This is a genomic window from Kitasatospora sp. NPDC101108, from assembly GCF_055584725.1.
Genome location: NZ_JBVJLM010000007.1, coordinates 159,685 through 183,457 on the forward strand (window position 1 = coordinate 159,685; position 23,773 = coordinate 183,457).

The following is a 23,773-nucleotide window of genomic DNA, read 5'->3' on the forward strand; positions in this document are numbered from 1 at the left end:
GCCTCACCTAAACAGGCCGTCAGGACTCCAGTCCAAGACCATGATGGTGAAGAGATCCATAAGGAACTGCCTATGATGGCTGGTCATGGACCTGCTGGGGCACCTCCGCCACTTCCGTGTCGTCGCCGAGGAACGGCATTTCGGTCGCGCCGCCGAGCGGCTGCGGATCGCCCAGCCCTCGCTCTCCCAGCGGATCCAGCGCCTGGAACGCGAACTCGGCGTCACCCTGTTCGACCGCGGTCCGCGCGGGGTCGTGCTCACCCCGGCGGGCCGGCTGCTGCTCGACGAGGCGGAGGAGGTGCTGGAGAGCTCCGCCCGCCTGCTCGCCGTCGCGGCCGACCTGCGCACCGGCCGGGCGGGCACCCTGCGCGCGGCCGTACCGCCCGACCTCGGGCCGGCGGCCCTGGCCGCGCTGCTCACCGGCTTCGAGAGCGCCTCCCCGGGCACCCGGCTCGACCTGCGGGAACTGCCGGTCGAGACCGCGGTGCGCGAACTCGCCCAGCACACGGTGGACGTCGCCGTCGTCCGCCACCCCTGCCCGGCCGCGGGCCTGGCCTTCGGCCCGGTGCTGCACCAGCCGCTGGGCGTGCTGCTGGCCGCCGACGGCCCGCACGCCGACCACCCGGAGCTGGCCGTGGCGGAGCTGACCGGGCGGCGCCTGGTGCTCTTCCCCCGCGTCACCGCCCCGGCGCTGTACGACGAGATGCTCACCACCCTGGCCCGGCACGGCTGCACCCCGGAGGCGGTCGTGGACCGGCCCGGCCCGGACGTCGCGGGCGCACTGGTGCTCACCGGCAGCGCCGTCGCCCTGGTGCCGCGTACCGTGGCGCCGCCCGGTACGGTCTGGCGTCCGCTCACCGGCACGCCGCTGACCTGGCGCACCTCCACCGCCTGGCCGGCCGGGCGCGACGGGCCCGCCGTCCGCGTGTTCGCCGAGGCCGCCCACCGGGCGCTGACCGAATCCGGCGGCCTGCTGCCCCAGCCGCCCAACCGCCCGCTCTTCCCCCGGCCCGCAATGGAGTTCCCGCTGTGACCAGCGACCGCACGAGCGCCGACCGTACGAGCGCCGACCGCACCGGCGGAGACCGTCCGAGAGAGGACACCTCCACCCGCCGCGACCCCGCCGGCACCCGCGCCGCGCGCGCCCGCATCGCCGCCGCCTTCGCCGAAGCCGGGGTCACCGGCCTGCTGCACGCCCGCGACCTCGACACCGGCGCCGAACTCGCCCTCGGCGCCGACACCCCGGTCAGCACCGCCAGCGTCCACAAGCTCTGCCTCCTGGTCACGCTGTACCGGGAGGCCGCCGCCGGACGGATCGACCTGACCCGGCAGGTGGACCTCCCCGCCCCCGGCCGCACCCCGGGAAGCACCGGCCTGTCGGTCATGCTCGACGCCGCCCGGCTCTCGCTGCGCGACCTGGCCTACCTGACCGTCGCGGTCAGCGACAACGCCGCCGCCGACGTGCTCTGGGACGAGATCGGCCTGGACACCGTCAACCGCACCATGGCCGAGCTGGGCCTGACCCGCACCGTCGCCGTCCACCCCCTGCGCGACCTGGTCGCCGCCCTCGCCGAGGACACCGGCCAGGACTCCCCGGTCGACCCCGCCGTCGTCGCCCGGCTCAGGGTCCTCGACCCGGCCTTCACCAATCGCAGCACCGCCCGTGAGATGACCGCCCTGCTCGCCGCCCTCTGGCGCGGCGACGCCTGCCCCGGCGAACCCGGCGCCGCGCTGCGCCGCCTGCTCGGCCTCCAGGTCTGGCCGCACCGGCTGGCCTCCGGCTTCCCCTTCGACGACGTCCGCCTCCACGGCAAGACCGGCACCCTGCCCACCCTGCGCCACGAGGTCGGCGTGGTCGAGTACCCCGACGGCGGCCGCTACGCCCTGGCCGTCTTCACCCGCGCCGCCGCCACCACCATGGCCCTCCCCGCCGCCGACGCCGCCATCGGCACCACCGCCCGCCTCGCCGTCGACGCCCTCCGGCTCATGGCGCGCTGAACGGGGGACGGGCCCCGGACGCCCCGGCCGGTACCTGCGGTGCCTGAGCCGTCACGTGGGTCGGGCCGCCGGTTCTAGGCTGGGCGGCATGGGTGTGCCGGTGACGGGGCTCGGCGGTACGGCTGCGGATGCGGTCGGCCTGGAGGTGCTGGTGCGCCGGCTGGCCGGGCGGGGCGTGGTGGTGCTCAGCGGGGCGGGGTTGTCGACGGAGTCGGGGATCCCGGACTACCGGGGGGAGACGGGCAGCCGACGGCGCGGGGTGCCGATGACGTACCAGGAGTTCGTGGGGAGCGAGGCGGCGCGGCGGCGGTACTGGGCGCGCAGCCACGTGGGGTGGCGGACGATCGAGGGGGCGGAGCCGAACGCCGGGCACCGGGCGGTGGAACAGCTGCGGCGGTCCGGGCACGTGGCGGCGGTGATCACCCAGAACGTGGACGGGCTGCACCGGGCGGCCGGGACGCGCGGGGCGGTGGAACTGCACGGCGGGCTGCACCGGGTGGTGTGCCTGGGGTGTCGGCGGACCGGTTCGCGCGCGGAGCTGGACCGGCGGCTGGAGGAGTTGAACGGCGGTTTCCGGGACGGCCGGGCGCGGGTCAATCCGGACGGTGACGCCGAGCTGCCGCAGGAGCTGGTGGACGGCTTCCGGGTCGCCCCCTGCGCGGCGTGCGGGGGAGTGCTCAAGCCGGACGTGGTGTTCTTCGGCGAGAGCGTGCCCCGGCCGAGGGTCCAGCGCTGCTTCGAACTCGTCGACGCCGCCCAGGCGTTGGTGGTGCTCGGCTCCTCGCTCACGGTCATGTCGGGGCTGCGCTTCGTCCGTCACGCGGCCCGCGCGGGCACGCCCGTGGTGATCGTCAACCAGGGCGCGACCCGCGGGGACGAGCTGGCCGAGGCCCGGGTCGCGCTGCCGCTGGGCGCGGTGCTGACCGAGGCGGCCCGGCGGGTCAGGGCCGACTGGCGAGGGTGTGCAGCGAGGCCTTGAGGGCGGCGACGAAGCGGTCCCGGGTGGCCTCGTCGACGAGGTCGAGGGAGAGGTACGGGTTGAGGTCCTCCAGCTCGACCAGGAGCAGTTCGCCCTCGGGGGTGCGGCAGGCGTCGACCCGCTGGATGCCGTGCTCGACGGTGTTCCAGGCGATGAAGCGCCGGGCGAACTCCAGGTCGGCGGCGGTCGGTTCGTACGGTTCGAGGCGCCAGCGCTGCTCCGGGTCGGGGGCGTGCAGGGCGTATTGGAAGGCGTCGTCCACGAAGTAGAACGAGACCTCGTAGGCGAACCGGATCAGCGGCTGGACCAGGACGTCCTCGTCGTACGGCACGGTGCCGAGCTGCTCGCGGGGGACGATCCGCAGACCGATCGAGTCGGCGCCGAGCTTCGGCTTGACGACGTACTCGGGGACGACGGGCAGCCGGGAGAGGTCCTCGGCCCGGTCGACGGTGGGGATGACCGGGTACCCGGCGGCGGTGAGGTCGAGCAGGTACTGCTTGCCGGCCATGTCGGCGCGCCCGGTCAGCCGGTTGTACACCCGGGCGCCGCTCTCCAGCGCCCGGTCGCGGAAATCCTGGTACGCGGCGCGGTAGTTGAGCACCGGGCCGCTGTTGCGGACCAGGACCACGTCGAAGGAGTCCAGCAGGGCGGCGGCGTCGAGCGGGTGGCACAGGGCCACGTCGAAGTCCTCGCGCAGCCGGGCGGAGAGCTCGATGTCCTCGTCGCAGTACCGGCGGCCCCGGGCCTGGTAGGCCAGGTCGGTGACGAGCAGGACGCGGGGCTGGGCTGCGGCAGGCATGGTTCTCCTGAAGATCATCCGATCGGCTCAGCCTACCTCGGGGTGCCCCACCCCCTGTGCCCTGCCCCCTGCCCCCTGCGCCCTGCCCCCTGTGCCCTATCTCGCGTCCCCGTGCCTCGCGTCCTGGCCCCGGCGGCCCTGGGCCGGCGGCCGCGCGTCATGGGGGCCGTGGGAGCTGTGCGGGGTGCGGTAGGCGCGCGGGGCCTCCGGGCAGTCCGCACGCCGCACCGGAGCCTCCGCTACCGGGATCCGCGGCAGGGCGTACGGGTGCTCGTCGCGCAGGTAGCCGATCAGGTGCTCGCGCAGTTGGCAGCGCAGCTCGAAGGCGTCGCTGCCGTTCGCCGCCGTGGCCAGCACTCGGACCACGATGGTGGTCGGGGTGGTGTCGACCACCTGGAGGGCGCTGCCCTGGCCGTCCCACAGCTCGCTCTTCGCCAGGTAGTCGTCGAACTCCTGCCGCAGCAGCCCGACCGGGGCGTGGTGGTCGAGGTGGAGCAGTGCGGTGCCGGTGATCCGACTGGAGCGGCGGGACCAGTTCTCGAACGGGCGGCCGACGAAGTACGACATCGGCATCACCAGCCGACGCTGGTCCCAGGTCTCTATCACCACGGCCGTCAGGGTGATCTCCTCGACCGTCCCCCACTCGCCGGCCACCACCACGACGTCGCCGATCCGGGCCAGGTCGCCGAAGGCCATCTGCACCCCGGCGAACACGTTGGCGAGCGTGCTCTGCGCCGCGACCCCCGCCACCACGCCGGCCAGCCCGGCGGAGGCCAGCAGGCTGGTACCGATGCCGCGCACCGCGGGGAAGGTCATCAGGACGGCACCGAGGGTGACGACCGCGACGACCGCCTGGCAGATCCGGCCGAGCAGACTGGCCTGGGTCCGGGCGCGGCCCGCCCAGGCGGGCTCGCGGCGGTACACGGCGAGCCGGGCGGCGCCGTCCACCAGGACCGCGACCAGGCGGGCGCACAGCCACCCGCCCGCTGTGATCGCGAGGATCACGGCCAGGTGCCGCAGTCCGTCGCGGACCTCGGACGGGGCGTTGATCCACGGCTGGGCGGCGGAGAGCAGGAGGCACCCGGTCAGCGCCAGAACCGGGCGGCGGCACCTGCGCAGCACCTCCGGGACCCCACCCGCGCCCCAGGGGGCCGCCAGCCGCCGCGCCAGCACCTGCACGGCCCGGTCCAGGCCGTAGGTGAACAGGGCGGTGGCGAGGCCGGCGACGGCGAGGCGGAGCAGGCTCCACCACATGCTCTGCGCTCCTTTCGGGTTCGTGACCGCCGGGGGAGGCGGTCCATCAGGGCTCGTCGGCCGGGCCGTTCAGCCGATCCGGTCGGCCGGCCCGGTCGGCCGGGCGGTTCGTTCGGGCCGTTCAGTCGGGCGGTTCCACCGGCTGCGGCCGACCCGGGAGCGGGGTGGCCGGTTCGGGGACCGGACCGGGCGCCGGCCGGGGCTCCGGCGGAGGGACGGGCGAGCCGGGCGGCGGCGGGGGGTCGGGCAGCAGGGGCGGGCCGGGTGCCGGCCTCGGGGGCGTCTCGGGCTCCGGCGCGGGAGACGGCAGGCCGGGCTGGGCGGGGGCGGTGGTCATGGTGAGGGCTCCTCTCGGTGGGGTGGAGTGTGTTCCGGCGGGTGCGGGATCAGGTGGAGTACGGGATCAGGCGGGGCACGCGGATCAGGCGGCCAGCAGGTCCTCCAGGCCCCGGTCCCAGTCGATCCGGGTGTGTTCCTGCCCGGGCGGGACGAGCTTGAGGGTGTCGGCCAGGAACCCCGCGACCGCCCCGGCGGGCACGGCGAGCAGGGCGACGCCCTCCCGCCCGGCGAGCGCGATCAGCAGGTTGCTGTCGTCGTAGGGCGTGACGTGGACGTCCCCCTCGCCGGAGGGCTCGTCCAGGCCGGCGATGAGCAGGTCGCGCGAGAGCGACCACACCGCCTCGGCCTGGTAGGACGTGAAGTCCAGCTCCACCGCGTGGGGTTCGGTGGCCCGGTAGGACCAGTCGACGGTCAGGTCCCGGCTGCGTTCGTCGCCGGTCATCAGCCGCATGGTGAGCCGGGTGGTGAGACATTCCATGGAAGGGTTCCCCTTTGTCCCGGGATTCGTCGGGCGGGGACGGCCGAGGCCGTTCCCGCCCGTTCGTCTGTGGAGCCGGTCTGTGGTGCCTGTCGCTCTGCCGTGCTGCGGTGCCTGTCGTGCTGGGTGCAGCCGTGCTGTCGTGCCGTGGTGCGGTTCGGGTCGTGCTGCGGTGCGGTCCGGTTCTCCCGGCGGGTCCTCCGGCTGCCCGGTCAGAGGATCCGGCCGCCGTAGAACCGGTCGTAGTAGGGCCCGAAGCGTTCGCGGGTGTCGTTCTCCTGGTCGGACCCGGCGTCGTCGAGGTCGGGGCTGTGCTTGATCTCGTCCTTGGAGCGGTCGACGTAGACCTTCTGCTCGCCGACTTCGATGCGGGTCACGGTGCCGGCCGGGAGCAGGACCCGCCGCCCGAAGATCCACGGCCCGGTGTCCACGACCAGGTACTGCTCGCCGACCTCCTCCGACAGCTTGTCGACCTTGCCGATCGCGCCGTCGGTGGCCTCGACGTGGAAGCCGACCAGGTCGGTGCCGGCCGTGTGCCCGGCGGCGGTGCGGAACTCCCATATGTTGTGGCGCTCGTGCATGACTGCCTCCGTTCGTCCGGGTGGGTCGTACGGGCTCGGCTGCCCCCGATGCCGCGGTCCATGCCCACGGATCCGCGATCCGTGAGCGGCCGGTCAGCCCGTGGGCGCTCCGCTGCTCCGCTCGACGTGGTGCTTGAAGTCGTTCAGGTCGTCGATGACCCGGCGGTCGACGAAGCCGAGCGCCTCGGCGAGGTGCGCCCAGAGCCCGTGCGGCTCGACCTCCAGCTGGAGCATCACCCGGGTGGTACGGTCGTCGACGTGGTGGAAGGTCACCACGCCGTTGTGCCGCACCGGGCCGCTGCCGCCGTCCCAGGCCACCCGCTCGCCCTCCACCACCTCGGTGGTCACGGCTTCGAACTCCCTCCGCCCGCCCGCGGTTTCGACCACCCAGCTGCTGCTGCCCCGGCCGGACACGTCGACGCTGACCACCCCGCGCATGAACTGCGGGAAGTCCTCGCAGTGCACCCAGTGCCGGTAGACCTCGCCGAGCGGCGCGGCTATCTCGACCGATTCCTCGATCCGTCCCATCGTCCCGTTCTCCCCTTCTCCTCCTCGGCCTTCCGGTCCTGTACGGGGTCCGGGTGCCCCGATCCCCGCCGGGCATGCACGACCCGCGACCGGTAGCGTACGGAGTGCGCCCGCCACTCCACGGTCCTGCCGTTCGTTCACGCAATCCTCACAATGCCGACCGGCATGCAACCGGGTTGGGCGGGTACCCGGGGACGGACCGTACGCCGAGGGGAAAGGACCGACATGGCCACGACCAGTGACGAACTCCTGCACCGGGTGACAGCCCCGGCCCCGGACGAGGCCCCGACGGTCGACGCGCCCGGCGCCGACCGCGCCGCCGTCCCCGGGCTCCCCGGGTTCTCCGGGCCCGCCAAGCACCCGGAGCTCCCGGAGCTCGCCGGCGTCGAGGATCCGAGGGAGGTCGCGCCCGGTGACGCCCGCGAGCTGACCAGGGTGCTGCTGGCCCGGCTGTCGACGCTGGAGGAGGGCACCGCCGAGTACTCGTACGTGCGGGCCACGCTCATCGAGCTCAACCTGTCCCTGGTCCGCTACGCGATCCGCCGGGTCGGCAACCGCCGGGAACCCGAGGAGGACCTGATACAGGTCGGTTCGCTCGGCCTGATCAAGGCGATCGACCGCTTCGACCCCGATCACGGCGCGGAGTTCGTCACCTTCGCGCTGCCGACCATCCTGGGCGAGATCCGCCGCCACTTCCGCGACGCCACCTGGGCCGTGCACGTGCCGCGCCGGCTGCAGGAACTGCGCATCACCCTGGCCAAGGCCCGCGACGCGCTGTTCCAGGACCTGGGCCGCTCGCCGACGGTGGCCGAGCTCGCCGAACACCTCGACCGGTCGGAGGAGGAGGTGATCGAGGGCCTCGCCGCCGCCAACGGCCACACCGCGGGCTCCCTGGACGCCCCCGGGACCGAGGGCGAGGAGGATCTCGGCCCGCTCGCCCAGCGCCTCGGCGAGGAGGACACGAGGTTCGACACGATCGAGAACCTGATCGTCCTCAAGCCGCTCGTCGCCGCCCTGCCGGAGCGGGACCGGCAGATCCTGTCCATGCGCTTCGGCGAGGAACTCACCCAGTCCCAGATCGGCGCCCGACTCGGACTGTCCCAGATGCACGTCTCCCGGCTCCTCAACCGCACGCTGACCAGCCTGCGGGCGGGCCTCACCGCCACCTGAGCCGGCCCCACGGTCACCAGGAGCAGACACGACGTCACGCACGCCACCCGCGGCCCGGCACGGCCTGGCCCTTCGCCGGGTGGCGTGCGTAGGCTCGTGGGGCACCCCCGTGGAGGGAACACGACGACGATGCCAGCCGAGAAGACGATGCCCGCAGAGAACGAGTCCGTGACCGCGCAGCCGACCACCGCACCCTCCGACCGCTTCGGGACGGGCGGCCCGTCCGGAGCCGCCCCGTCGGGGCTCGACCCGGCCGGGCCCGACCTGGCCGTGCGCACCTGGCACACCGACACCCGGGCCGCCGTCTGCACGCTGGCCGGCGACCTCGACATCGAGACCCTGGAACCGGCCCGCAGCACCCTCGACGACCTGGTGGAGCAGCATCCGCCACTGCTCGTCGTCGACCTCGCGGGCGTCGACTTCTGCGACTCCTCCGGCCTGAACCTGCTGCTGCAGACCAGGATGGCGGCCGCCTCGGCGGACGTGACGTTCCGGCTGGCGGCGCCCTCCCTCACCGTCCGACGGCTGCTGGAACTGACCTGCGCCGATACCGTGTTCTCGCTCCACCCGAGCGTGGACGCCGCGCTCGCCGCGCCCCGGTGAGTACCGCGACCGGGCGAAGACACGCATAATTCGGCAGTGGTCGGGAAACCGAGCACACGAAGCGGAACGACGAAGCGGACAACCGCGCCGGAACCGAAGGGGAACCCGCACATGACGACCAGCCGGGCAACCCTCGACGGCGACCGGCCGGGCACCGGCCCCACACTGCCGCCCGGCGGCCAGCGTCGGCGCCTGCACCTGGCCGGGCTGCCGAAGCCCGTCGCCCGCGCCCGCGCGTACACCGCGCAGGCGGTCGCCGACTGGTCGTGGCCGACCGGCGCCTCCGGCGGCGAGGACGACATCGTGCTGCTGGTCGCCGAACTCGTCGCCAACGCGATGCTGCACGCCGGAGGCCCCGTCGACCTCGTGCTCGACGCCTCCGAGACGCGCCTGCGGATCGAGGTCAGCGACCGTTCGACCGTCCTGCCCGAGCCGCGCCGCCCGCACCGTCCGGGCCTGCCCGGCGGGCACGGGCTGTTCATCGTCCAGAACGCCGCCACCCGCTGGGGAGCGCTGCCGCACGTCGACGGCAAGACGGTCTGGGCCGAGATCGACGCCCGGCCCCCGCACCCCGGTCACTGACCGTCGCCCCCGGCCCCGGTGAATTGACCTGCCGTCGCGTCAGGTAGCCGGTAGCATCTGCGAGTTCGATCTCGACGGCACGGGCAGGACATGGGGGCGGGGCCGTGGCAGGAACCATCACGTTGTGGGTGTTCGGACTGCTGTGCTTCGTGGTCGCCTTCGCGAAGGAGGCCGCGAGCGGGGCGGGGATCAGCCTGCCCGGTCCCAAGAGCGGGGGAGCCCGGGTCGGGGTGGTCGCGGTCGGGCTCCTGGCGCTCGTCCTGGGGACGGCGATCCTGCCGAAGGGCGGCACGCCCGCCCAACCGGCCGCGGGCGCCGCGGTCCCGACGCAGGGCGCTGCGGCGCCCGGCGCGGGCACGGCCGCGGCGACTGCCGCCGGCGGCGCCGGAACCGGCGGAACCGTCTCCACGGCTGCGCCCGCTCCGCCCGCGGCGTCGTCGCCGACCGGGCTCGCCGTGGTCTGGGCCGGTCAGGTCGGGATCCCCTTCGAGGGCGGCCTCGACTTCGACCTGACCCCGCCGGGGCGCCACCCCGGGTTCCCCCAGGGCATCTACGCGACCGGGTTCAGTGCCACCGAGGCCGTCCTGCGGGACGAGATCCAGATGGACCACGACACCTTCGGCCTCTGGACGGGCCAGGCGCCGCCCTCGGCGGCCGCCTGCGCGGACTGGGCCGCCGGGCACGCGGGCGACTCGGTGCACGTGAAGGTCGGGTCGCTGGTCTGCCTGAAGAGCCCGGGCGGCCGTACCGCGTTGATCAAGGTCGACTCCATCGACCCGGCGAACTACCAGGTGGAGGCCACGGTGACGCTCTGGGCGGCGGGCTGAGCCCGGGAGGGGCGGCGCGGTGTCCGGCGCGGTGCCCGGAGCCGCGTCAGGAGTGGTGCGGAAGGCCCAATGTCCGGCGGGCGTGCGGTGTGCTTTCCGGGTAGCGCCGGAGAGTTGACCTAGATTGCCCGAGCATGAGCGAAAATGTCGGAATCAGTCGTCGGTCCTTGCTCAAGGCGATCCCCACCGCAGTCCTCGTGGCGGCGTCCGACGGGATCCTCTCCCGGCGGTACGCCGCCGCGGCGTCCGCTCCCTTCCCGCAGCCGGCCGTCCGGACCGGGTGGCCGGCGCCCGGCACGCCGGGGGCGGTGCTGGAGGAGACGCTCGACGTGCGGTTCACGGACATCGTCGTCCCCGGCTACGGGACGGTCACCACCCGCACCTACAACGGGACGATCCCCGGACCGACCCTGCGGGTGCGCGCCGGGGACACCCTGCGGCTCACCCAGGTCAACGGCCTGCCGCCGAACGCGTCCCACAGCGGGGGCCACAACCGGCCGCACAACCTCAACAGCTTCAACCTCCACACCCACGGCCTGCACGTCTCCCCGTCCGGGCACGCCGACAACGTGCACCGCGAGTTCGCGCCGCGCACCGCCGACGAGGTCGAGGCGGGCGCCCCGGAGCCGCGGTACGTCACGACCGTCGACATCCCCGCCGACCACCCGGCCGGCACCTACTGGTACCACCCGCACCTGCACGGGGCCACCTCCGTCCAGCTCGTCGGCGGGATGGCCGGGGTCCTCGTCGTCGAGGGCGACGTCGACGAGGTGCCCGAGATCGCGGCCGCCGCCGACCTCGTCGTCTGCGTCAACGAGCTCAGGCTCAAGGACGGCAAGGTCCCCGAGTTCAGCTCCGGGAACGCGCTGGCCGCCGTCCCGGCGACGCTGACCGTCAACGGCCGGGTCAACCCCACCCTCACGCTGCGCCCGGGCGAGGTGCAGCGCTGGCGGCTGGTCTGCGCGACGGCGTTCACCGCGCTGCCGCTGCGGCTCACCGACGGGCAGCGGGACCTCACCTTCCACCAGATCGCCCTGGACGGCGTGACCTTCCCGGCCACGGTCGCCACCGACCGGCTGCGCCTGGCCATGGGCAACCGCGCCGACGTGCTGGTCCGTGGCGGCGACCCCGGCAGCTACGAACTGCGGGCCGACGGGGTGACCGCGCCGCTGATGACGGTCGAGGTGACCGGCCCGGCCGTCGAGCCACCGATGGACCTGCCGACCGCCCTGCCGGCCGGCAAGCCCTTCCTCGACGAGGACGACATCGACAACCCGGACGCCGACCGCGAGGTGGTCTTCCACGTCGACCCCGGAGTCTTCGGCGGGTCGTTCCCCAACGCGTTCCGCGTCCTCGGGAGCAACCCGACCCCCGCGGCCGACCCCGACGGCGACCTCACCCGGGACCAGGCGTACGGCCTGTTCGACCCCGACTACGTCAACCACACCCTGGAGCTGGACAGCGTCGAGCGGTGGACCGTGCGCACCGACGAGACCCACCCGGCCTTCAGTCACCCCTTCCACCTGCACACCAACCACGTGCAGGTCACCCACCGCAACGGCGAGCGGCTCGACCCGCCGGTCTGGCAGGACACCGTCGACCTGGCCGGCGGCAGGCCCGGCGACACCGTCACCTTCCTGGTCCGGTACGAGGACTTCACCGGCAGCACCGTCGCCCACTGCCACCAGCTCCAGCACGAGGACCTCGGGATGATGCAGACCGTCGACTACGTCGAACCGAGGCGGCCGGGCCGGCGGACGGACGGTCAGATGCCGACGTAGTTCTCGGCGAACCAGTTCTGGTAGGTGCGCGAGGTGCGCAGGGATTCCACGCGCGAGCGCCGCATGGCTTCATGGAAGAACGATTCCTCTCCCGCACCGACCGGGGCGTGCAGGAGCTGGATCATCCAGTGGGCGAACTCCTGCGCCCGCCATATGTGGTCGAGGCAGCGCCGGGAATACGCGTCGAGCGCCCGGGAGTCGCCGTGGGAGAGCTCGTCGATCAGGGCCTCGGCGAGCAGCTCGGCCTCCAGGACGGCGAGGTTGGCGCCCTTCGCGGCGGCGGGGGCCGGCAGGCTGGCGGCGTCCCCCGCCAGCAGCAGCGAGCCGTGCCGCAGTGGTTCGACCACGTCGGACTCCAGGTTGATGACGGAGCGTTGGACGATCCGGCCGTGGTGCAGCGGCCCGTGCTCGGCGGTGTACATCCGGTGGTCGAGCGCCGCCCAGATCCGCTCCTCGGACCAGGCGTCGCCCGGGAGGCCGCGCTCGTACTGGAGGTAGTAGCGGGTGATGTCGGCGGTGCGGGCCATGTGGCCGGCGAAGCCGTCCGGGTGCATCGCGTAGCCGACGGCGTCCAGGCTCGGGGGCGCCTCGGCGAGCAGGCCGAGCCAGGTGACGCCGTGGTCGCGATGGTGACGGAGGGTGCCCGCGGGCAGGGAGCGCCGGGCGGCGCCGTGGCGGCCGTCGCAGCCGGCCACGTACCGGGCCCGCCACCGGCCGGGGCGGCCGTCGGCCTGCCGGACCTCGACGGTGGGGCGGGGGCCGGCGGCCTCCTGCACGGTCCGCGCCTCGGTCTCGAAGCGGATCCGGCCGCCCGCGTCCAGGTAGTGGGTCAACAGGTCGCCGACCAGGTCCTGTTGGGGGTAGACGGTGTGCCGCTCGCCGCGGCCTAGGCTGCCGTAGTCGAGCCGGAAGCCGCCGTTCTCGGCGCGGAACTCGCAGGTGCCGTGCGGCTGCCCGCGCCGGTGCAGGCCGTCGGCCAGGCCGTGGCGCTCCAGCACCCGGACGGTGTTGGCGGCGAGGAAGCCGGCCCGGGCCCTGGTCCGGACGTGGGCGAGGTCGGCGCGTTCGAGGACGACGCAGTCGATCCCGGCGGCGTGGAGGAGGTTCCCGAGGGTGAGCCCGGCCGGTCCGGCGCCGAGGATGACGACGTCGGCGCAGTCCTGGGCTGTTCGATTCTTCTGACGATCAGTCACAGTACGGGGAGCTTAGCCACCTCCAGGGAAGGGCCGGAACAGCTCCGATCGGTGACACCGTGATGATCTCCGCCGGCGCTCTGCCTGTTCGAGGGGGTCGGACGGCGGGTGGGGTCCGTCCTCGGCCGGCTGCACGAAGCTGATCGGGGATGCGCACTGTTGCGCGGTACTGGCGGGCTGGACTATAAATCGATCAGCTTCACGCATGTTCGTGCAGTCTCGCGCAGGAGGACCTCATGGCCCACGTCGACGAAGAGATCGCCAGCCAACCCGACTGCTGGCAGCGCGCACTGGAACTCACCCCGCGGCACCTGCCCGAACCCGGCGAGCGGGCCGCCGTCATCGGCTGCGGCACCTCGCTCTACATCGCCCAGGCCTACGCGGCGCTGCGCGAATCCCTCGGACTGGGCGAGACCGACGCCTTCGCGGCCTCCGAGTTCCCGGCGGACCGCCGGTACGACCGGGTGGTCGCCCTCACCCGCTCCGGCACCACCACCGAGGTGCTCGACGCCCTCGCCCGGACCGGCACGACCGAGACCGTGGCCGTCACGGCCGACCCGCGCACCCCGGTCGGCGCCGCCGCGCGCCACCTGGTGGCGCTGGAGTTCGCCGACGAGAGGTCCGTCGTCCAGACCCGGTTCGCCACCACCGCGCTCGCCCTGCTGCGCGCCCACCTGGGCGCCGCACCGGCGGACCTGCCCGCGCAGGCCCGGGCTGCGCTCGACGCGCCGCTGCCCCGAGGTGCCCTGGAGGCCCGGCAGTTCACCTTCCTCGGGACGGGCTGGAGCAGCGGGGTGGCGAACGAGGCCGCGCTCAAGGTCCGGGAGGCCTCGGGGTCCTGGGCCGAGTCCTACCCGGCCATGGAGTACCGCCACGGCCCGATCAGCGTCAGCGGCCCGGAGAGCCTGGTGTGGTTCCTCGACACCCCGCCCACCGGCCTGCCCGAGCAGGCCGGGGCGACCGGCGCCGCCGTGAGCACCGCCCGGCTCGACCCGCTGGCCGAACTGGTCCGGGTCCAGCGGCTCGCCGTCGGCCTCGCCGTCCGTCGCGGGCTCGACCCCGACCGGCCGCGCCACCTCACCCGCTCGATCGTGCTGGACCAGCCGTGACCCGGCGCCGGCCCGCCGAGCGGGACGGCTCGTGATCCTCACCGTGACGCTCAACCCCGCGCTGGACCTCACCTACCGGCTGGCCGTGGTCCGCCCGCACGCCGGGAACCGGGTGCGGAACGTCCGGCAGCAGGCCGGGGGCAAGGGTGTCAACGTCGCCCGGGTGCTCACCGCGCTCGGCGAGGCCGCGGTCGTCACCGGCCTGGCGGGCGGCCCGAACGGCCAGGCCCTGCGGGCGGACCTCGCCGCGGCCGGGCTGCGCGACGAACTGGTCGAGGTGGCGGGGGAAACCCGCCGCACCGTCGCGGTGGCGGACGACCAGGACACCACCGTCTTCCTGGAGCCCGGACCGGAGGTCACGACGGCGGAGTGGCGGCGCTTCCTGGCGCACTACCGGCGGCTGCTGCGGGGCGCCTCGGCCGTCGTGCTCTCCGGCAGCCTGCCGCCCGGACTGCCCACCGACGCCTACCGGGCGCTGATCGACCTCGCCCGCTCCCACGGGGTGCCCGCCGTGCTGGACGCCGAGGGGCGGGCGCTGCTGCGGGCGCTGCCCGCGCGCCCGGCCGTGGTGAAGCCCAACGCCCACGAACTCGCCGCGGCCACCGGAACCGAGGACCCGGTCCGGGGCGTCGAGCGGCTGCGCGCCGCCGGGGCCGCGGCCGTGGTGGCCTCGCTCGGGCCGGACGGCCTGCTCGCCGCCACACCCGACGGCGCCTGGCGGGCCCGCCCACCCGAGCCGCTGCCCGGCAACCCGACCGGCGCGGGCGACTCGGCGGTCGCCGCCCTCGCCCTCGGCCTGGTCGGCGCGGAGCCCTGGCCCGAGCGGCTGCGGCAGGCCGCGGCCCTGTCCGCCGCCACCGTGCTCGCCCCGCAGGCCGGGCACTACGACGCCGACGCCTACCACCGGCTGCTCGACCTGGTCCTGGTCGAGCGGTCGGACCACCCTCAGCCGGCCCAGCCCCAAGGAGAACCGTGACCCTCGTCGGAACCGGAGAGATCGTCGCGTCCGCGCTGGGCAAGGGCCGCGGGGTCGGGGCGTTCAACGTCATCCAGCTGGAACACGCCGAGGCCATCGTCGCCGGGGCCGAGGCCGCCGGGGCGCCGGTGGTGCTGCAGATCAGTCAGAACGCGGTCCGCTACCACGGCGGCCTGACGCCGATCGGCAGCGCGACGCTGGCGGTGGCAACGGCCGCCGCCGTTCCGGTGGCCGTCCACCTGGACCACGCGAGCGAACGGCCGCTGGTGGAGCAGGCGCTCCGGCTGGGGTTCGGCTCGGTGATGTTCGACGCCTCGGCACTGCCGTACGAGGAGAACCTGCGCGCCACGACGGAGGTGGCCGCGCTGTGCCACGAGGCGGGCGTGTGGGTGGAGGCCGAACTCGGCGAGGTCGGCGGCAAGGACGGAGTGCACGCCCCCGGAGCCCGGACGGATCCGGAACAGGCCGCCGAGTTCGTCGGACGCACCGGCGTCGACGCGCTGGCCGTCGCCGTCGGCAGCTCGCACGCCATGCTGACCCGCACGGCTGCCCTGGACCTCGGGCTGATCGCCGCCCTGCGAGCGGCCGTCGCCGTGCCGCTCGTGCTGCACGGCTCCTCCGGCGTCCCGGAGACCACCCTGGCCGCGGCCGTCGCCCATGGCATGACGAAGATCAACATCGCCACCCACCTCAACAAGGCCTTCACCGAAGCGGTCCGCCACCACCTGACCACCGCCCCCACCCTGGTCGACCCCCGCACCTACCTCGGGGCCGCCCGCAACGCGGTCAGCCACGAAGTCAGCCGCCTCCTGGGCCTCCTGACCACCCCCCACGCCACGGCTGCCCCCTGAGGCCCTGGTCCGGTTCCGTCCGGTTCCGTCCGGTGCCGTCCGGGGCCGCTTCGGCGATGAGCGGTGCGCTGCGCGATCGTGCTTGTACATGTTCAAACGTGCAGGAGTTCAAGCATCCGTACGCAGGGAAACCACGGACCGCCGGGGGCGGGAGGGCAACGGCCGAGGAAGAGCCCGCAGTCACCGACCGTCGACGCGGGCTGAACTACACTCCGTCCATGCTCAAAGCTGATCGCGCAGCCAGGATCGTGTCGCACATCGCCGAGGCGGGGAGCGCGGACGTGCGCACGCTCTCCGAACTGCTCGGGGTGTCGGACGCGACCGTGCGCCGGGACCTGCAGGAACTGCAGGACCAGGGGCTGCTCCAGCGCACCCGCGGCGGTGCCGTGACGGGCGCGGTCAACCTGGAGATCCCGCTGCGGCACCGGGGCGACCAGCAGCAGGAGGAGAAGCGCCGGATCGCCCGGGCCGCCGCCGAACTGGTGCCGGAGGGCGCCGTGGTGGGCCTGACCGGCGGCACCACCACCACCGAGCTGGCCAGGGTGCTGGGCGAGCGCGGCAACGTCACCGTGGTCACCAACGCGGTCAACATCGCCGCCGAGCTGATCGTGCGCCCCGAGGTCCGGCTGGTCGTGATCGGCGGACTCGCCCGCTCGGCCAGCTACGAACTGGTCGGCCCGGCCGCCGAGCGGATGCTGGACCAGTACCACCTCGACCTCGCGTTCATCGGCGTGGACGGCCTGACCGTGCAGCAGGGCTGCACCACCCACGACGAGATGGAGGCACAGACCGATCGGGCCTTCCTGCGCAGCAGCGCCCACACGGTGGTGCTCGCCGACCGGACCAAGGTCGGCCGGGTCACCTTCGCCACCATCTGCCCGCTCAGCGACGTCCACGACCTGGTGACGGACTCCGGGCTCCCGGACGCCCAGGAGCACGCGATCACGGAGTGCGGAGTCAGGGTCCGGAGGGCCTGAACGCCCGGGGGAGAGCGGCGCGCGATCAAACGGATCGTCCCGACGATGATCGGTCGATGTCCGCCGTCGACCCGGGCTCAGACGAAGTTCTGGTCGATGAGCATCTGCAGCACGTTCACGTGGAGGTCCGGGAAGTCCATCGGGACGATGCCGTACCGCCCGCGCTGCCCGGTACGGGCGACCAGGTAGGGGTAGATGCTCCGGTCCATCAGGGTCTGCGAGCTGGTCCTGGGCCAGTAGCCGCCCGCGTAGCTGAGGAAGTTCACGAACATCCGCGGGTAGCCCGGGTTGAGGGCGGCCCTGTTGAACTGGGCGGTGATGTAGCGGCCCTTCCGGCCCAACGCGTCGGTGCCGCTGATCTGCCAGACGTCCTGGGTGTCGAACCAGTCGTTCTGGCCGCTGGACCAGTCGATCAGGCCCCCCGGGTTGGCGAAGTCCGCGAGCAGGACCACCTTTCCGCGGGCCGTGCCGAGGGTCGGCCAGCCGTAGAAGTGGAACAGGCCGCGGTACCCCAGGTCGTCCAGGTAGTGGTTGACCCGCCGCTGGAACTCCGGGTCGTCCAGGGCCTGGCCGCCCTCGCGCTCGTTCCTGAGGCGCATCAGGACGGTCTCGCCCGGGTGCGCGGCCAGGAAGGAGCGGCACTGGTCGAGCACGTCCTGGAGCCGGAGGTGCTGGTAGTTGTCGGCGTGGTAGATCCCCAGTTCGTCGGGCGCCCCCTCCAGGCCGTTGCAGCGGATGTCGAGGAAGCGGACGCCCTCCTGCAACTGCTGCGGGAGGCCCCAGTTCTGGGTGTGCGACCACTCGGTGCCGTACCAGGGGTTCTGGCAGCAGGAGTCGTGGGTGCCGGGGACGGTGAGGTCGAGCAGCGACAGGCTCCCGTCCAGTCGGCTCATCCAGCTGTCCGCCGGCAGCCCGCCCGGGGTGCTGGAGGAGGCCGCGGCCCACGCGGTGGCGGAGGAGGCCGGCCCGAACAGGCCCCCGACGGCGGCCGCTCCGCCCGCTCCGGCTCCCCACCTGAGAAGGTCACGACGTGCGATGCCCATGGCCCGGCTCCCTCCACACCGCGCACGGCCGCGCGGACTCGCCCCGACACTGGTCCAACGCGGCCGTCACGTCAACGGGTTCAGCGCGGGACCGGTCCCCGCTCGTCGTCCGGGCCGACCACCAGCCACCGGGCGGGCAGCTCGATCCGGTCGCCCTCCGGGGTGAACTCGGTGAGGGACAGCGGCATCTCGCCGGAGGCGAGGACGGTGAGACCGGCCGAGCGGAAGAGCTCCTCGAAGGCCGCGTCGGCGACCTGGGCGGGGGCGAGGCCGTGCTCGAAGACCGGGCGCAGCTTCGGGGGCGGCCCGGACGGCGCCTGCACCAGCTCCTTGAGGACGTCCTTGGCCGACTCGGTCGGCTCGACGACGAGGCCCCGGCCCCGCTCCCCGACCAGGGTGGCGACGGCCTCGGCGACCGGCCGGCGGTCGGCCGGTTCGCTCTGGTGGATCAGGCCGCGCACGTACACGTTGGCGTCGCCGAGGCGCTCGTGCAGGGCCCGGACGGCGGCCGGGTCGGTGGCGTCCAGCTGGGCGAACTCGGCCTGGCGCGAGGGGTCCTGACGCCGGGCGAGCCCGACGGCGGCCTCGGAGAGGTCGACGCCGAGGACGCGGCCGAAGCGCTGGGCGAGGAAGCGGGTCTGGGTGCCGTTGCCGCAGCCCAGGTCGACGACCGGCAGTTGGGGGTCGCTCAGGTGTGGGCCCAGGAGGGTGAGGTGGCGCTCCGCGGTGAGGGCCGGTTCCGTGTCCCAGATCACCGCGCCCGGCGCGTCGGGCGCATCGCGCCAGAAGCCCTCCCAGGCGTCGCGGTACCGACTCGTCACGCTCATGGCGGGGCCTCCGTCCGTTCACGGCACGACTTCGTCACGCACCGTGTCGGGTCCGTGTCTACCGGTCACGGGCCCGGGTGGGCAAGGAACCGGGCCCGCCGGGGCGGGAGGCGGAGCGGGGTGCGCCCATCGCCCCGAGCACCGGGCTGTCCAGCGGGCTGGACGCGAGGCGCTCCAGCACCAGCGCGAACGCGGCGCGCAGCCCGTGGCCCCGGCGGCGTGAGCCGGGGGCGACGGAGTGGAACGCGGTGACGACGGACATGCGGCTCACCTCCGGAGAGACCTGCGGACCTGCAGGTGGATTCCCCAGCCTGCACCGCTTCGCCCACGTCCGGTGCCGGATTGACGGGCCGCTGACGCGCCGCTGACAGGCTCCTGACGGCCGGTGGGCGGCGGACCTGTGGGCAGCAGACCCGTAGGCTCGGGCACGGTGGGCTCGGGCGCGGGCGTCCTCGTACCGGTGGGCTTCAGACCCGGTGCGCGGCGACGTAGCGGGCCGGATCCTGGCGGAACTCGCCGTGCCAGCGCCGGAGGCACTGCTCGGCGAAGGTGCGGCCGGTGGAGACGATCTCGTCCAGCGGGTCCAGGTAGCCGGGAACGTGGGGCGGTTCGAGGCCCGCCGCGACGCGCGCCTCCAGGCCGGCCCGGGCGAGGCGGAGCAGTTCGGCGGCCAGCGGACGGACGGGATCGCCGCCCAGCCGGGTGTCGAGGCCGAGGACGGGCAGTTCGGCGAGTGCGGCCCGGTGCTGCGCCACGGTGTGGTGGCCGAGCAGCTTCCAGGCGGCGGCGCGGGATTCGGGGTGGTAGGTGAGGCCGGTCCACAGGGCGGGGACGGCGGCGATGGACGGGTACGGCGGGCCGTCCGAGCCGCGCAGTTCCAGGGTGTTGCGGACCCGGACGTGGGTCCAGAGCTGGTCGAGGTGGGCGGCCCAGTGCGCGGGCGTGGGGCGGGACCCGTCGCCGTAGCCGTACCGGAGGAGGTCGGCGAAGGGGCGGTCGGGCGCCGGGTGGTAGCGGCCGTCCGGAGTGCGGTAGTGGATCAGTGGGATGCCGAGGGCCCAGTCGATCACGTCGTCCACGCCGACGTCCGGACGCAGCGCGGGCGGGAGCACGCCGCCCCGGCGCGGGTCCATCCGCAGCCACGCCCAGCTGCGGTGGGACAGCAGACCTTCCGAACACCCCTCCTGGATCGGGGAGTTGACGAGCAGGGCGGCCACCACCGGCGCGGCGGCCATCTGGGTCCGCAGTTTCTCGGTGAAGTCCCCGGGCGAGAGGTAGTCCAGCGTGACCTGGGTGGAGAGGGACAGCGCCATGATGTACCGCGCCCGGTCGCCCGCCGCGCCCAGACCGGCGAAGTAGTCCCGCATGATGGCGCCCCTGGTCATCGGCACCCACTGCACGTCGGCCAGCCGGTCGAAGGGGACGTTGCCGCCGGGCACCAGGGCGAGGCCGAACCGGCCCACCAGGTCGGCGAGTTGCTCCAAAGCGGTGCGCATGTCGTGCACCGCCTCGGCCACGCTCGGGACGGGTACCGAGGAGTATTCGAGCTGGCCGCCGTGCTCCAGGGTGATCTGGCTGCCGTCCGGGCGCAGCACGCCGGTCAGCCGTCCGGCGTCCTCCTGGCGCTCGCCGCCCCAGCGGGCCAGTACCGCTTCCAGCACGGCCAGCACGCCGCGGTCCCCGAAGTAGCGGGCGGCCAGTCCGGTGGCGGGGTCGAGCAGGCCGCACTCGACCTCGACGCCGACCTGCTCGCTGCGGGCGGGCCGGAACGGGACGCGCAGGTCGTCGCGGGTGAGTTCCCGGTCGGTCACGCGGTGCCCACCCGGGAGGCGATCCGGGGGTGGCCGGCCCGGTCGAGCACGGCCTCCACCGCGTCGAGGGCGGAGCGGGCCGCGCCCTGGCACCAGGCGTGGGCGCCGGACAGGTGCTCGCCGGCGAAGAAGATCCGCGGGTCCTCGGCCGGGTGCGGTGAGCCGAGCACCGCCAGGTAGCGGGTGTGCTCGCCGGGCGTCAGGTGGGCGAAGGCGCCGCCGCCCATGCCGGTCTGGACGTCCCAGTCGCAGTGCAGGATGTCGTCCACGTCGGCGGAGATGCCGGGGTGGAGCCGTTCCAGGCAGTCCAGGACCAGGGCGTCGCGGTCCGCCGGCGGCAGCGCGGCGAAGCGCCGGGCGTTCGCTCCCCACTGGTAGGCGCCGAGCAGGGCGGTCGGCTCGGCCGAGCGCAGCGGATCGCGGGCGGCCCAGCGGTGGTCGGCGCTGCCGTTGACGCCGTCGGTGACCGGCATCGCGTTGTCCGACGGGTACCAGCACTGCTGGATCGGCAGGTCGGTGAAGCTCCCGCCGCCGTGGATGCCGTCCTCCAGCTCCCAGCGGCGGCGGGTGAGGTGGAGGACGGTCTTGCTGCTGCTGGCGTAGCTGATGCCGCGCACGGCGTGCCGCTGGGCGTGGGGCAGGCCCGGGCTGACGGTGATCTGGTCGAGCGCGGGGGCCGGGACGCAGCACACCACGTAGTCGGCGCGGTCCTCCAGCGGGGCCCCGAGCCGCTTGCCGTGGATCCGGACGCCGTCCGTGGTGAGCGCCAGTTCGTCGATCCGGCTGGACAGCCGGAGGGTGTCGGGGCGCAGGGCCCGGACGAAGGCGTGGATCAGCGCCTCCAGCCCGTTCACCAGCTCGACCTGCCCTTCGTGGAACAGGCCGAAGTAGTCGACCAGGACCTCCAGCAGGGAGGACTGCTCGTAGTGGGCGAGCCCGCTGGCGTGGCCGATGAGGTCCCAGGCGTCCTGCGACAGGTGCTCGTGGACGAACTGCCACAGGGACACCGAGGCCGCCCGTTCCAGCGCCGGGTCGTCCCAGTGGCCGGCCAGGGTGTGCTCCTGCTGCTCGACGGTGAGGGCGCGCCACACCGGGCCGAGGAGGCGGTCCAGTACCGGCGTCGGGGCCTGCCGTTCGTCCGGGCGCAGCGCGTACGCGGGGTAGAGGGCGGCGACGTCGCGCACCCGCACCCGGCGGCCGCGCAGGTGGTAGTAGGCGCGCGGGTTGGCGTTGACGAAGGGGCGGGTCTCCAGGCGGAACCGGGAGACGTAGTGCAGCACGCAGTGGTGGTTGCCGGGGATGCGCATGGCGCCGAGGTCGATGTGGGTGCCGTCCCAGAAGTGGTGGGTGCGCACCCGTCCGCCCGGGCGGTTGGACCGCTCGTAGACCACGACGTCGAAGCCGCGCCGCTCCAGCTCGTACGCGCAGACCAGGCCGGCGATCCCCGCCCCGATGACGGCGACCCGTCCGCGGGCGCCGCCCACCGGGTTCAGCAGGGAAGGCGGGAACGCAAAGCTCGTATCGAACATCGACACCGCACCCCTCTGACGACCGGACTTCCGCCTCAGCCTGGTCCAGGCCTGGTTCGTGTGCCACTCGGCAGCGCCGACGCGGGTGACGGGGCGGACCCGACTCCGCAGGGCCAAATGTGCTACTCAGGCGGGCCGGTCGGGGGCAGACGCTTCCGGCCGGCCGTCGCCGTTCTCATGACGGGCGGGCAGAATGCGGTCCGGCCCCGGCGGGCGGCGGACGGAACGACCGCCTCCGTCGCGGTGATCGGCGGCTTCCGGCCGTACCCGTACCGACGGGTGACGGCCGCTGGGCTGCGGCTGAACCCCGCTCGACGGGAGCCACGTTGAGCGGGACGGAAACGGACGGGGGAGGAACACGGGATGGATGCGGACGGCCCGGAGGTGCGCGCGTACATCGCTGCGCTGGTGCGGATGGGCGCCCCGGAGGTGCCGGGGGCGCCGGGGCCGCCCGGACTGGCCGTGCCGGCGGGCACCGCGGCCGGGGTGACGGCCGTCGCCCGGCGGCTGGCGCTGAGCGCGCTGCCGGACCGGCAGCGGCGGCCGGATCCGACCCCGGGGCTGCTGGCCGTGGCCAGGAAACTGGTGGTGGACGTGCACCCCTCCGCACCTGGGTGGACCGTGGCCGAGCGGGAACGGCTCGCGGGATGGGTCGCGGTGCTGATCGACCACCGGGGCGAGGACGGCGTCCAGGAACTGCTCCGTGAGCTGGCCCGGGAGCCCGACGGGGACTGAGCGGCGGCACCCGGCGGCGGGCCCGATGCCCGCAGGTCGGGGCGTTGGCGGATCGTTGGCCGGTCCTTGGCGGCGCCCGGCAGGCTGGTCCCGACCGCCACGGGGGATGTACGGCGGAAGCCCTGCCATGTGCCCTTGCCCGACCTGAGAGGTAGCGCGTGTCGAAGCCATCCGCCGCCCGTCCCGCACCCGTCGCCCAGCCGCCCGCGGACCCCCCGGCCGCCACCGCGGCGACCCCCGAGCCGGCCCCGGCCCGGCCGACCCTCGACCCCGACACCCTGGCCGAGATCCACCGGCTGCACGGCGGCTACCTGCTGCGCGCCCTGATGCGCACCACCGGCGGTGACCGCGGCAAGGCCGAGGACATCCTCCAGGAGACCCTGCTGCGCGCCTGGCAGCACCCGGAGGCCCTGGCCGCCGGCCCCGAGCAGGCCCGCCCCTGGCTGTTCACCGTCGCCCGGCGGATAGCCATCGACCACTACCGGATGGCCGCCGCCCGCGCCAAGGAGGTGATCGGCGAGCCGGTCGAGGACCGGCCGCTCGCCGACGACCCGTACGAGCAGGTGGTGGTCGCCCGGGACATCGCGCTGGCGCTGCGGCGGGTACAGAAGCACCACCGCGAGGTGCTGGTCGAACTGCACCTGAAGGACCGCTCGGTGGTGGAGGCCTCGGCCCGGCTGGGGGTGCCGCCGGGCACGGTCAAATCCCGGAACTTCTACGCGGTACGGGCCCTGCGGCCGGTCCTGGCGGCGGAGCACGGGTACGCCCCGGTCACCAGTTGAGCGCGCGCCGGGGGATCCGCC

General features: G+C 74.2%; 25 protein-coding genes. 14 read left to right on the top strand and 11 right to left on the bottom strand.

The genetic code is table 11. The features are described from left to right. The first annotated feature begins 85 nt into the window (after positions 1-85). From ACZ6Z8_RS17940 to ACZ6Z8_RS17950, 3 genes are all read left to right on the top strand, one after another. Entirely contained in the window at positions 86-1,033 is a 948-nt protein-coding gene (locus tag ACZ6Z8_RS17940) for a LysR family transcriptional regulator (RefSeq protein ID WP_465610786.1), read from the top strand. Positions 1,034-1,149: 116 nt separating this feature from the next. Next, on the top strand, positions 1,150-1,998 hold the full coding sequence (locus ACZ6Z8_RS17945) for a serine hydrolase (RefSeq protein ID WP_465611137.1): 849 nt from the start codon (positions 1,150-1,152) through the stop codon (positions 1,996-1,998). Between the two features lie 88 nt (positions 1,999-2,086). After that, positions 2,087-2,977, top strand: coding sequence for an NAD-dependent protein deacetylase (locus ACZ6Z8_RS17950; RefSeq protein ID WP_465610788.1), 891 nt, complete (start codon positions 2,087-2,089; stop codon positions 2,975-2,977). Here the strand turns inward: ACZ6Z8_RS17950 and ACZ6Z8_RS17955 are convergent. The 5 genes from ACZ6Z8_RS17955 to ACZ6Z8_RS17975 all read right to left on the bottom strand — a co-directional run bounded on the left by ACZ6Z8_RS17955 (position 2,940) and on the right by ACZ6Z8_RS17975 (position 6,956). Further along, the gene (locus ACZ6Z8_RS17955) at positions 2,940-3,776 is read right to left on the bottom strand and encodes an ATP-grasp domain-containing protein (protein ID WP_465610790.1); all 837 of its coding nucleotides are present in this window, start codon (positions 3,774-3,776) and stop codon (positions 2,940-2,942) included. The genes ACZ6Z8_RS17950 and ACZ6Z8_RS17955 overlap by 38 nt on opposite strands. A 96-nt stretch (positions 3,777-3,872) precedes the next feature. Next, positions 3,873-5,030, bottom strand: a complete 1,158-nt coding sequence (locus ACZ6Z8_RS17960) for a mechanosensitive ion channel family protein (RefSeq protein WP_465610792.1) — start codon at positions 5,028-5,030, stop codon at positions 3,873-3,875. Positions 5,031-5,451: 421 nt separating this feature from the next. Next, positions 5,452-5,847 carry an SsgA family sporulation/cell division regulator gene (locus ACZ6Z8_RS17965; RefSeq protein ID WP_465610794.1) on the bottom strand — a complete coding sequence of 132 codons (396 nt, stop codon included), beginning with the start codon at positions 5,845-5,847 and terminating at the stop codon, positions 5,452-5,454. Between the two features lie 212 nt (positions 5,848-6,059). Beyond that, positions 6,060-6,428, bottom strand: a complete 369-nt coding sequence (locus ACZ6Z8_RS17970; RefSeq protein WP_465610796.1) for a PRC-barrel domain-containing protein — start codon at positions 6,426-6,428, stop codon at positions 6,060-6,062. A 93-nt stretch (positions 6,429-6,521) separates the two neighbouring features. Further along, positions 6,522-6,956: an SRPBCC family protein gene (locus ACZ6Z8_RS17975; protein ID WP_465610798.1), complete on the bottom strand. Its 435-nt coding sequence runs from the start codon at positions 6,954-6,956 to the stop codon at positions 6,522-6,524. Positions 6,957-7,181: 225 nt separating this feature from the next. Between ACZ6Z8_RS17975 and ACZ6Z8_RS17980 the strand changes: the two genes are divergently transcribed. From ACZ6Z8_RS17980 to ACZ6Z8_RS18000, 5 genes are all read left to right on the top strand, one after another. Next, a complete protein-coding gene (locus tag ACZ6Z8_RS17980; RefSeq protein WP_465610800.1) occupies positions 7,182-8,126 on the top strand; it encodes an RNA polymerase sigma factor SigF in 945 nt (314 codons plus the stop codon). A 129-nt stretch (positions 8,127-8,255) separates the two neighbouring features. After that, complete coding sequence (locus ACZ6Z8_RS17985; protein ID WP_465610802.1) at positions 8,256-8,729, top strand: STAS domain-containing protein; 474 nt, start codon at positions 8,256-8,258, stop codon at positions 8,727-8,729. Positions 8,730-8,840: 111 nt separating this feature from the next. Then, positions 8,841-9,311, top strand: a complete 471-nt coding sequence (locus ACZ6Z8_RS17990) for an ATP-binding protein (RefSeq protein ID WP_465610804.1) — start codon at positions 8,841-8,843, stop codon at positions 9,309-9,311. 104 nt (positions 9,312-9,415) lie between these two features. Continuing rightward, the gene (locus ACZ6Z8_RS17995; protein WP_465610806.1) at positions 9,416-10,138 is read left to right on the top strand and encodes a hypothetical protein; all 723 of its coding nucleotides are present in this window, start codon (positions 9,416-9,418) and stop codon (positions 10,136-10,138) included. A gap of 134 nt (positions 10,139-10,272) precedes the next feature. Continuing rightward, complete coding sequence (locus tag ACZ6Z8_RS18000; RefSeq protein WP_465610808.1) at positions 10,273-11,919, top strand: multicopper oxidase family protein; 1,647 nt, start codon at positions 10,273-10,275, stop codon at positions 11,917-11,919. Here the strand turns inward: ACZ6Z8_RS18000 and ACZ6Z8_RS18005 are convergent. Further along, the gene (locus ACZ6Z8_RS18005) at positions 11,904-13,112 is read right to left on the bottom strand and encodes a 4-hydroxybenzoate 3-monooxygenase (RefSeq protein WP_465610810.1); all 1,209 of its coding nucleotides are present in this window, start codon (positions 13,110-13,112) and stop codon (positions 11,904-11,906) included. The genes ACZ6Z8_RS18000 and ACZ6Z8_RS18005 overlap by 16 nt on opposite strands. Positions 13,113-13,348: 236 nt before the next feature. On the opposite strand from ACZ6Z8_RS18005, the gene ACZ6Z8_RS18010 reads away from it, so the two are divergent. The 4 genes from ACZ6Z8_RS18010 to ACZ6Z8_RS18025 all read left to right on the top strand — a co-directional run bounded on the left by ACZ6Z8_RS18010 (position 13,349) and on the right by ACZ6Z8_RS18025 (position 17,025). Next, positions 13,349-14,221: an SIS domain-containing protein gene (locus tag ACZ6Z8_RS18010; RefSeq protein WP_465610812.1), complete on the top strand. Its 873-nt coding sequence runs from the start codon at positions 13,349-13,351 to the stop codon at positions 14,219-14,221. 31 nt (positions 14,222-14,252) lie between these two features. Next, the gene (locus ACZ6Z8_RS18015) at positions 14,253-15,197 is read left to right on the top strand and encodes a 1-phosphofructokinase family hexose kinase (RefSeq protein ID WP_465610814.1); all 945 of its coding nucleotides are present in this window, start codon (positions 14,253-14,255) and stop codon (positions 15,195-15,197) included. Beyond that, positions 15,194-16,048 carry a class II fructose-bisphosphate aldolase gene (locus ACZ6Z8_RS18020; RefSeq protein WP_465610816.1) on the top strand — a complete coding sequence of 285 codons (855 nt, stop codon included), beginning with the start codon at positions 15,194-15,196 and terminating at the stop codon, positions 16,046-16,048. The genes ACZ6Z8_RS18015 and ACZ6Z8_RS18020 overlap by 4 nt, the downstream gene beginning before the upstream one ends. 218 nt (positions 16,049-16,266) lie before the next feature. Beyond that, a complete protein-coding gene (locus tag ACZ6Z8_RS18025) occupies positions 16,267-17,025 on the top strand; it encodes a DeoR/GlpR family DNA-binding transcription regulator (RefSeq protein ID WP_402821975.1) in 759 nt (252 codons plus the stop codon). A gap of 77 nt (positions 17,026-17,102) precedes the next feature. On the opposite strand, the gene ACZ6Z8_RS18030 is transcribed toward ACZ6Z8_RS18025, so the two are convergent. From ACZ6Z8_RS18030 to ACZ6Z8_RS18050, 5 genes are all read right to left on the bottom strand, one after another. Beyond that, on the bottom strand, positions 17,103-18,068 hold the full coding sequence (locus ACZ6Z8_RS18030; protein WP_465610818.1) for a phosphatidylinositol-specific phospholipase C: 966 nt from the start codon (positions 18,066-18,068) through the stop codon (positions 17,103-17,105). Between the two features lie 80 nt (positions 18,069-18,148). After that, positions 18,149-18,895: a class I SAM-dependent methyltransferase gene (locus ACZ6Z8_RS18035; protein WP_465610820.1), complete on the bottom strand. Its 747-nt coding sequence runs from the start codon at positions 18,893-18,895 to the stop codon at positions 18,149-18,151. Positions 18,896-18,953: 58 nt separating this feature from the next. Continuing rightward, positions 18,954-19,157, bottom strand: coding sequence for a hypothetical protein (locus ACZ6Z8_RS18040; protein ID WP_465610822.1), 204 nt, complete (start codon positions 19,155-19,157; stop codon positions 18,954-18,956). A 205-nt stretch (positions 19,158-19,362) separates the two neighbouring features. After that, a complete protein-coding gene (locus ACZ6Z8_RS18045; protein ID WP_465610824.1) occupies positions 19,363-20,706 on the bottom strand; it encodes a glutamate-cysteine ligase family protein in 1,344 nt (447 codons plus the stop codon). After that, complete coding sequence (locus ACZ6Z8_RS18050; protein WP_465610826.1) at positions 20,703-22,235, bottom strand: flavin monoamine oxidase family protein; 1,533 nt, start codon at positions 22,233-22,235, stop codon at positions 20,703-20,705. The genes ACZ6Z8_RS18045 and ACZ6Z8_RS18050 overlap by 4 nt, the downstream gene beginning before the upstream one ends. Before the next feature lie 363 nt (positions 22,236-22,598). On the opposite strand from ACZ6Z8_RS18050, the gene ACZ6Z8_RS18055 reads away from it, so the two are divergent. After that, positions 22,599-22,970 carry a hypothetical protein gene (locus ACZ6Z8_RS18055; protein WP_465610828.1) on the top strand — a complete coding sequence of 124 codons (372 nt, stop codon included), beginning with the start codon at positions 22,599-22,601 and terminating at the stop codon, positions 22,968-22,970. A gap of 158 nt (positions 22,971-23,128) precedes the next feature. Further along, complete coding sequence (locus ACZ6Z8_RS18060) at positions 23,129-23,752, top strand: sigma-70 family RNA polymerase sigma factor (RefSeq protein WP_465610830.1); 624 nt, start codon at positions 23,129-23,131, stop codon at positions 23,750-23,752. Positions 23,753-23,773 lie beyond the last annotated feature (21 nt).